This window comes from Dietzia sp. SLG310A2-38A2 (genome assembly GCF_014145095.1).
GTDB lineage: Bacteria > Actinomycetota > Actinomycetes > Mycobacteriales > Mycobacteriaceae > Dietzia.
The window spans coordinates 1-7,236 of the sequence record NZ_JAALDX010000309.1 but is presented as its reverse complement, the minus strand read 5'-3'; the positions used below and the strand labels follow the sequence as shown (position 1 = coordinate 7,236).

Here is a 7,236-nt window from a genome sequence, read left to right as displayed (position 1 = left end):
GCGCTGAGCCGACCGCGGCCGCCCCTCCTCGCGGTTGGCGGCCACCCTCCTCGCGGTTGGCGGAGCTGATCAGGTGTCGGCGGCCTCGCGACCCTCGACGGTGGGGCGCAGCGACACGTTTCCGGCCTGCCACCGGTCCGCAAGAGTCGGCCGTAGCGGCCGGGCCAGCTGCGTCATGATGCCTCGACCACGGAGCTCGACGCTGCGGCCCAGCACCCACCTCGCCGCCTCGGGCGCGTCGGCGTTCCGGATCGCGGCAGCCGATGCCAGGACGTGGCCCTGCTCGGACTTGGCCAGGGTGGTCAACCGTGCGGCCTCGTTGACCGGGTCCCCGATCACGGTGTACTCGAAGCGCTTGGCGTGACCGATGTGTCCGGCGATCACGGTGCCGTAGGAGACACCGATGCCCGCCGACAGCGGGGAGAGCCCCGCGAGCTGACTCTGGAGGGCACGGGCGGCCCGGAGCGCCCGTCCGGCCTCGTTCTCGACCTCCAGGGGCGCACCGAACACCGCGAGCAGCGCGTCACCCTGGAATTTATTGATGTAACCGCCGTTGGAGTCGACGGCCTCCACCGCGATGCGGAAGAACTCGTTGAGCACGGCGACGACCTCGGCGGGCTCGTGCGCGGCGGCGAACTCCGTCGATCCGGTCAGGTCGACGAACAGCACGGCGACCTGCCGCTCCTGGCCCCCGAGCTCCGTCCCCCGTTCGAGGGCGTTCCGCGCCACGTCCTCGCCGACGTAGCGGCCGAAGAGGTCCTGGATGGCCTCGCGCTCCTGCAGGCCGGTCACCATCTCGTTGAAGCCCTGGCCCAGGCGGCCGATCTCGGAACTGTCGTAGATGGTGACGCGGGCCTCCAGATCGCCCTTCTTGACCCGACCGACGCCGGCCTGCATCTCGCGGACGGGGTCGGCGATGGAGTCCGAGACCAGGCCCATGCCGATCGCGCCCGCGATCACGGCGACGCTGGCCATCACCGCGAGCGCCACGAGGATGTGCCCCGGGTCGTCGCCGAACAGCCCGACCCACTGCCCGGTGAGGATCAACAGGATCCCGGCGACGGGGATGACCGTGGTGAGTGCCCAGCCCAGGAAGATCCGCCGCCTGACCCCCGGGACGTGCCGGTTGGCCGGGACTCCCCGGGCGAGGGCGCGGACGGTGATCGGCCGCATGATCCGCTCGGCCTGGAGATAGGAGATGAGGCAGGTGGTGGTACCGCCGAGGATGCTCGTCACGCCCACCACGAGGGCGAGGCGGGGGGAGTGGGTCACATTGGCGACGACAAAGACGAGGGTGCCGATCAGCCACATGGCTCCGGAGATGAGCGCCTGGTGGAAGGGCAGCCGCAGGGCCCGGTTGCGGATCGCTCCGCCGAACTCCTCACCGGCCCGGTCGACCCGGAGTACCGGGAGCAGAAGCAGGGTCGATGCGATGACCCCACCGACGAACGCCAGGACCAGGTAACCGATGAACAGGTACTGGTTGAGGAACCGGAACTGGTCCAGGTCGAGGAAGCGGTCCATCGGGAGGACGAAGCGCAGGAACGCGAAGACGAAGACCGCGCCGATGATGTTGGCCTGAACCATCGTGAGGGCATAGACGGGCCAGGGGGTGGCCCACAGCCACCGGAACAGCCTGACCCAACGCTCCATTGGGTCAAGGGTAGTTCCCGGCGCCCGTCACGGGAACGCAGGTGTGACGGACCGCGGCGATATGGTGGGGCCATGCCAGGGGTGTTCGATCGGTTGGCCGGTCAGGCCGACGTCGTCGCGGAGCTGACCGCCGCGGCGTCGGCCGCGCGTGCGCGGGTCCCGGGTCAGGGGTGGGATGAGTCGGACGCGAGGATGGTCCACGCGTGGCTGTTCACCGGCCCGCCGGGGAGCGGCCGGAGTGTCGCCGCCACGTGTTTCGCCGCCGCGTTGCAGTGCGAGCACCCGGAGATCGTGGGCTGCGGCGAGTGCAGGTCCTGCCACACCGTGCTGGCGGGGACCCACGCCGATGTCCACCTCCTGGCTCCGCAGGGGGTCAACATCCTTCTCAAGGACGTCAAGGAGACCATCCACCGCGCCGCCAGTCGCCCCAGCACCGGGCGCTGGCAGATCGTCGTGGTGGAGGAGGCGGACCGGCTCACAGAGCAGTCCGGCAACGCGCTGCTCAAGGTGGTGGAGGAGCCGCCGAGCCGTACGGTCTTCCTGCTGTGTTCGCCCACGACCGACCCGATGGACATCATGGTCACCCTGCGGTCCAGGTCGAGAAACGTCGCACTGCGCCAGCCGGACGCGGCCGCCGTCGAGAGCGCGCTCCTCGCCGGCGGTGGGATCGACCCGGAACGGGCACGGTGGGCCGCGGCGGTCTCCTCCGGGCACATCGGACGCGCGAGGTGGTTGGCCACCGATGAGGCCACCCGCGAGCGACGGGACGTGGTGTTGGAGCTGCCCATGGTCATGCACAACCCCGGTCGGGCGTTCCCGCTGGCCGACCGGTTGGTCAGCGCCGCCGAGCAGGAGGCGCTCGCCCGCAACACCCAGAACGACGAGCGTGAGGTGGAGGAACTGCGCACCGCGATGGGCGTGGGCGGCACCGGGAAGGGGGCGGTCGCGGCGGGTCGCGGCGCCGCGGGCGCGGTCAAGGAGTTGGAGAAGGCGCAGAAGTCGCGGCGGACCCGCTCCACCCGCGACTCGCTGGACCTCGCGTTGGTCGACCTGGCGGGCTTCTACCGGGACGCGCTCATGGCCGGCCTCGGGGTCGCGGACGTCGCCCCGGTGCACCCGGACAAGGCCGAGGAGTCGGCGCGCCTCGGGGGGCACTATCCACCGGCGTCCGTGCTGGGGGCCATCGAGGCCATCCAGGAGTGTCGCGCCGCCATCGAGGTCAACGTGAAGCCGAAGTTCGCCGTGTCGGCGATGGTGGGGGCCATCCGGGAGGCGTTGGGGTGAGGCAACGATTGGGGCAACAGGCCCCGGGCGGCCCGGCCCCCATGGGCGCCGGGCGTTTTCGGGCCGCGCGGGCCGGTCGTATATAGTTGCCTCGCCCCACAAGGGCTCGCCGCGTTAGCTCAGTCGGTAGAGCATTTCACTCGTAATGAAAAGGTCGTCGGTTCGATTCCGACACGCGGCTCAGAATCACGAACGCCCCTGATCTCGGGACACCGCGGCCAGGGGCGTTCTGCGTGGGGCTGCCTCGTGTCGCCGTGGCGGAAGCTCGAGTCGCTGTTCTGGATCCGTCCGTACCGGTCAAGGTCCTCGCCCCGGAAGGCTCAGCCGCGCAGCTCCTCGCTGGCGTGGCGAATGAACCACCCCTCCCACTGCTCCGGGGTCCACCCCCGCTCTCGCGTCAGCCTCAACCACACGGACCTGCTCGTGAGCATCCACATCGCATCGACGACCGCATCGGCGGGAGGGGATCCGAGGATGAGCCCGGAGGCCCACCGCACTTCATCCCACCGGGTGCGTTCTCGTTCTTCCAGTCGCACCGCGGCGACGTCGTCGACCACCGCGGCCTCGTCGAGCACGTGCTGGATGGTGGCCGATCGTTCGTGGGCCCCGCGCAGCCAGCTCACACCCGCGGCAAGACGGTCCTCGATCGATCCCTCGCCCATCTTGAGGTAGGCGGGCAGTTCGCGGACGGGGGAGTCCGCACCATCGGACAACGCCAGGTCTATACACGCGTCGAGCAGGGTCAGCTTTGCGTCGAACTGCTGGTAGACGGTCTGTCGGGTGAGTCCGGCGGCGGAGGCCACGTCGGACATCGTCGTCGCCACCCATCCCCGTTCGACGAACATCGTCCGCGCCACGTTCACCACTGCTGACCGATTGAGACGCGCCCGCTCCGCACGGAGGTCCGACGAGTAGGTCCTGGCCATGAACCGAGTCTAGACAGAATTGGTTTTACGGAGTGTAATGTCAATTATGGAATCGGGATTCGTCGAGACGCGGCTCGGCCGACTGCACGTCGACGTGGTCGGAGAAGGCCCGCCCCTCGTGTTGTGGCACAGCATGTTCGTCGACTCGACCAGCTGGAACCGATTGGTGCCACTGCTGAAGGGCGCCCACCGTCTTCACCTGATCGACGCTCCGTCCTGCGGGAGAAGTGACCCGTTGTCCGACTCGACGGACATCTCCGCATGCGCGGATGCCGCGATCGAGGTGCTGGAGCAGGTCCGGCGGTCGTCTGGGCAGGCCGGGATCGATTGGCTGGGGAACGCGTGGGGTGGTCACGTCGGCCTGGAAGTGGCCGCGCGCAGACCCGACCTGATCCGCAGTCTGGTCGCCGTCAGCGCACCGACTCATCCGATCGATCGAGCACTCCGTCGCAAGGTCCGGATGCTGGTCCCGCTCTATCGACTGATCGGCCCCCACGGACCGGTGAGGTCCGCCATCGAGGAGACCCTCTTCACGGACCGCACCCGCGCACACGACCGTGAGGCCGTCGGCCTCCTGCGCGACTCGCTCGACCGGGCGGGGCGCACGGCGACGATCCGGGCCATCGAGACCGCGATCCTGAACCGCACCGACCTGCGCCGTGCGGCTCTCGAGGTGACCTGCCCGGTTCTGTTCGTCACCACCGACGACCGCGGCGAGTGGACGCCGGAGCAGGCTCGCGCGGTCGCCGCCGACATGGTCGACGCACGCGAGAGCACGGTCCGCGGAGCGCGGGTGATACCCGCGCTGGAGCAGCCCGAGGCGACCTCTCGGGCGCTGACCGAGTTCTGGTCAGGGCTGGATCATCGCTGATCCACGCTAGTGGAGGGGAGCAGCCCGGGGCGACGACGACGAGGTCGAGCCCGTGCGGAAGTGTGCGGCATCGGAGCATTGGTGGTGACGCGGCCACCCGCTTGGCTACCGTTGGGCTGCGACCCCCCTCTACAGGAAGTGCCCATGACCTCTCAGCCCCTGATAGTCGAGCGAGCCGACCACATCGAGACGTGGACGCTCAACCTGCCGGAGTCCCGGAACGCCATCTCCGACCCGGCGATCGTCGATGCCCTGTGCGCCCGGGTGGCGGAGGTCAATGCTGATCACGAGGTCCGGGCCGTCGTCCTCACCGGCGCGGGTTCGGCGTTCTCCGCCGGCGGCAACGTCAAGGACATGGTCGACAGGGCCGGGATGTTCGGAGGCAGTCCCTACGAACTCCGCGACGGTTACCGCACGGGCATCCAGCGGATCCCGCGCGCGCTGTACCACTGCGAGGTGCCGGTGATCGCGGCGGTGAACGGCCCCGCCGTCGGTGCGGGGTGCGACCTGGCGGTGATGTGTGATCTGCGGGTGGCCTCGACGAAGGCGTGGTTCGCGGAGAGCTTCGTGCAGCTCGGGATCATCCCGGGCGACGGCGGCGCGTGGCTGCTCACCAAGGCGATCGGCCCCGCTCGAGCGGCGGAGATGGCGCTCACCGGCGACCGGGTCAAGGCCGAGCAGGCCGCCGCGTGGGGCCTGGTCAACGAGGTGGTGGAGCCAGAGGACCTGCTCCCGGCAGCCCGTGCACTTGCGGGCCGGGTGGCCAAGAACCCGCCGCACGCGGTCCGGATGGCCAAGCGTCTGCTCCGCGAGTCCCAGCACCAGTCGCTCGAGTCGCTGCTCGAGCTCTCGGCGGCGATGCAGGCACTCGCACACCACACCGCCGACCACCGCGAGGCACTCACCGCGTTCGGGGAGAAGCGTGCGGGGGAGTACGAGGGTCGCTGACCCGCTGACCCACTGACCCGCTGACCCACTGGCCCCGGCTCGGCTGACCCGCCGTCACGACCACCGCCAGCCCTCCCCTAAGGAGCACCGATGAGCTCTGCACTCGTTCCACCGACCACCCTGGCATCGGCGGACATGGACGCACTGCGGGCCGAGGTCCGGGCGTTCCTCTCGGCGGAGATCGCCGCCGGTCGGCTCACGCCGTGGATCGACACCTGGCTCACCCGATGGGACGAGGACTTCACCCGCCGGCTCGCCGAACACGGCTGGGTCGGGATGGCCATCCCCACCGAATACGGCGGACGGGGACGCACGCACCTGGAGCGCTTCGTCGTCACCGAGGAACTCCTCGCGGTCGGGGCGCCCGTCGCCGCGCAGTGGGTCGCCGACCGGCAGATCGCCCCCTCGCTCCTGCGGTACGGAACCGAGGAGCAGAAGCGCGAGTTCCTGCCCCGGATCGCCGCGGGGGAGTGCTGCTTCGGCATCGGCATGAGTGAGCCGGACTCCGGGTCCGACCTGGCCAGCGTGCGGACGAAGGGCGTCCGCGTCGACGGCGGCTGGGCGATCACCGGCACGAAGGTGTGGACCTCCGGAGCGCAGCACGCGGAGGCGTTCATCGCACTGGCCCGCACAGAACCCCTGGACACCACCGACCGTCACGCGGGACTGAGCCAGTTCATCGTCGACCTGCGCAGCGAGGGCGTCACCATCCGCCCGATCGTGTCCCTCTCCGGCGACCACCACTTCAACGAGGTGGTACTCGACGAGGTGTTCGTCCCCGACTCGCGTGTGTTCGGCACCCTCGGCAACGGCTGGGACCAGGTCAACTCCGAGTTGGCCTTCGAGCGCAGCGGGCCCGAACGGTTCCTGTCCTCCTTCCGCCTGCTCGCCGCCGAGATCGGGGCCGTCTCCGAGGGGCGGTTGCCCGCCCGCACGGATCTCGGCCGCTCGGTCGCGCGGATGGCGGGCCTGCACGCCCTGAGCCAGAACATCGCCGGAGCACTCCAACGCGGGGAACCGGCGGACAACGCCGCAGCCCTGGTCAAACTCCTCGGCACCACCACCGAGGGCGACATCGTCGAAGTAGTCTCCGCCAGGCTCGGCGACGAGTTCACACCCGGTGACGACGACGGGGCAGCGGCCGCGTCCGAACTCACCGACCTCCTCCGTGCCGGCCTGCACCAGCGGCCCGGCTTCACCCTGCGGGGCGGGACCAACGAGATTCTGCGCGGTGTGATCGCGCGGGGACTGGGGATGCGATGAACGCCGGGACCGGGGAAGCGATGAACGCGGGGGCCGGGGACGCGAAGTCGGAGAACACCGGAACCCGTGATGGCGTCGAGAGCGTCGGACTCGAGATTGACCAGGACCTCGAGTCGATGATGGCCGACGTCCTGGCACAGTTCTCCGGCCCTACTGCCCGGCCCGACGCGGCCGCCGTGTGGCAGTCCCTGTCCGAGGTGGGGATCGGTCGCCTCACAGCCCCCGAGGACACCGGCGGCAGCGGCGCGGGGTGGGCCGAGGCCGCCACGCTGCTGCGCTTGTCCGCTGCCG

The 7,236-nt window shown here is 70.1% G+C and carries 6 protein-coding genes, 1 tRNA gene and 1 pseudogene; 6 read left to right on the top strand and 2 right to left on the bottom strand.

Annotated features, from left to right (window positions below; translation table 11 throughout):
• Positions 1-69: 69 nt before the first annotated feature.
• Complete coding sequence (locus tag G6027_RS11460) at positions 70-1,653, bottom strand: adenylate/guanylate cyclase domain-containing protein (protein WP_182637298.1); 1,584 nt, start codon at positions 1,651-1,653, stop codon at positions 70-72.
• A 72-nt stretch (positions 1,654-1,725) separates the two neighbouring features.
• Between G6027_RS11460 and G6027_RS11455 the strand changes: the two genes are divergently transcribed.
• Positions 1,726-2,937, top strand: coding sequence for a DNA polymerase III subunit delta' (locus tag G6027_RS11455; protein ID WP_182637297.1), 1,212 nt, complete (start codon positions 1,726-1,728; stop codon positions 2,935-2,937).
• Between the two features lie 108 nt (positions 2,938-3,045).
• Positions 3,046-3,118, top strand: a tRNA-Thr gene (locus tag G6027_RS11450).
• Between the two features lie 139 nt (positions 3,119-3,257).
• On the opposite strand, the gene G6027_RS11445 is transcribed toward G6027_RS11450, so the two are convergent.
• Positions 3,258-3,863: a TetR/AcrR family transcriptional regulator gene (locus tag G6027_RS11445; protein ID WP_182637296.1), complete on the bottom strand. Its 606-nt coding sequence runs from the start codon at positions 3,861-3,863 to the stop codon at positions 3,258-3,260.
• 37 nt (positions 3,864-3,900) lie between these two features.
• On the opposite strand from G6027_RS11445, the gene G6027_RS11440 reads away from it, so the two are divergent.
• The 4 genes and pseudogenes from G6027_RS11440 to G6027_RS11425 all read left to right on the top strand — a co-directional run.
• Complete coding sequence (locus G6027_RS11440; RefSeq protein WP_346995706.1) at positions 3,901-4,734, top strand: alpha/beta hydrolase; 834 nt, start codon at positions 3,901-3,903, stop codon at positions 4,732-4,734.
• 144 nt (positions 4,735-4,878) lie between these two features.
• The gene (locus G6027_RS11435) at positions 4,879-5,682 is read left to right on the top strand and encodes a crotonase/enoyl-CoA hydratase family protein (protein ID WP_182637295.1); all 804 of its coding nucleotides are present in this window, start codon (positions 4,879-4,881) and stop codon (positions 5,680-5,682) included.
• Positions 5,683-5,772: 90 nt separating this feature from the next.
• Complete coding sequence (locus G6027_RS11430; protein ID WP_182637294.1) at positions 5,773-6,945, top strand: acyl-CoA dehydrogenase family protein; 1,173 nt, start codon at positions 5,773-5,775, stop codon at positions 6,943-6,945.
• 20 nt (positions 6,946-6,965) lie between these two features.
• Positions 6,966-7,236: pseudogene (locus tag G6027_RS11425) on the top strand (acyl-CoA dehydrogenase); the annotation flags it as partial.